Annotated in this window: 1 protein-coding gene; it reads right to left on the minus strand. The window is 31.3% G+C overall.

Annotation, left to right across the window (positions count from 1 at the left end):
• Positions 1-288: 288 nt before the first annotated feature.
• Positions 289-1,218 (minus strand): tetratricopeptide repeat protein, encoded by a 930-nt coding sequence (locus BU804_RS08030; RefSeq protein ID WP_075883664.1) that lies wholly within the window; start codon positions 1,216-1,218, stop codon positions 289-291.
• Positions 1,219-1,487 lie beyond the last annotated feature (269 nt).

A 1,487-nucleotide genomic window follows, 5' to 3' on the forward strand; every position in this document is an offset into this window, starting at 1 on the left:
CATATGATTTCCTTTTTAATTTATTATTAATAATATATGTATATATATTATTGTTGTTTATATTTATATTATTTACAATATTTTTATTATAAATATAAAATAAAAATTAAAAATTGATTTATTGATAAAATTTTTAAGCAAAATCTATTTTTTGAAGATATAAATCTTATTTTTTATAAAATTTCTGATAGCATATAAAATATAAATTTAAATTATTCGGTTGATCTTCTCAGCAATTAGCAGTAAAGCAGTAAGCAGTAAATTGATATTATTTATAGCTAACTTTTCCTACGCTATATTATTAAGGCGTCCATTTTCACGCATAGCTCTGAGATTCCTCTGAGCAATTAGATCACCTTGATCGGCAGCGAGTTGATAATATTGAGCGGCTTCTTGATCCGATTGTAGGACACCGCGGCCGCTTGAATACATAACTCCGAGATTGCATTGAGCAGAAGCGTTTCCTTGTTTAGCAGCAAGTTGGTAATATTTAATAGCTTTTTGATCCGATTGTGCGACACCTTTTCCATTTGCATACATAAATCCAAGGCTGAATTGAGCTTTTGCGTGACCTTGTTTAGCAGCTAGATGATAGTATTTCACAGCTTCTTGATCCGATTGTGCGACACCATGTCCATATGTATACATGACACCCAGGTTATATTGAGCTTTTACATGATTTTGATTAGCGGCGAGTTGATAACATTCCGCAGCTTTTTGATCCGATTGTGCGACACCATGTCCGTTTTCATACATATAACCAAGACTGTATTGAGCATCTGTATGATTTTGATTGGCAGCAAGTTGAAAATATTTAAAAGCTTCTTGATCTGATTGTGTGATACCTTGGCCGTTTATATACTTTAGTCCAAGGAGGTATTGAGCTTTAGCATCGCCTTGGTCTGCCAAAAGTTTAATCGGTAAAAAGGAGGAAGAAGAATAAATAATTTTTCTTTTTTTACCGTTCCAAAAAGTCTTCCAATCTTCTCTAACACTTTCAAAAAAAAGTCCGACTCCTAAAGAGAAGAAAGTCTTAAAAGCTGCAAGTATTCCAACCATGATTCTCCGCTTTAAAGAACATGCTTTCTCAATACTTCCTAAAAGGGTATAAGTTTTACCATTATAAACTTTGCTTCGATTTAATTCTGGATTTAAGCAGGAGGAGAAATTAGCATATTTATTAGGAAAAACATTACTATCTATGTATTTTATTGTCATGTTTAGTCCTTTTAAATTTATTAATAATTTATAGGATTAATTAATGATTATTTTAGTGGGTTAGGCGAGGCTGTATTTGTTTTTATAACGTGAGCTTTAAATCAAAATTGGCAGGTCGGCAACCTTGATCGAAAGTGAATAAAATATTTTAAACTCTTTTGATTAGATTATGAGGAGTTGCGTTTCTTTACCTACATAACTCCAAACTTACCCAATATTAAGATATCTTCGATTTGATTTGTTGGCAAATTTATTTTATTAGTTATTAT

The organism is Candidatus Protochlamydia sp. W-9, assembly GCF_001950615.1.
Taxonomy (GTDB): Bacteria; Chlamydiota; Chlamydiia; order Chlamydiales; family Parachlamydiaceae; genus Protochlamydia; species Protochlamydia amoebophila.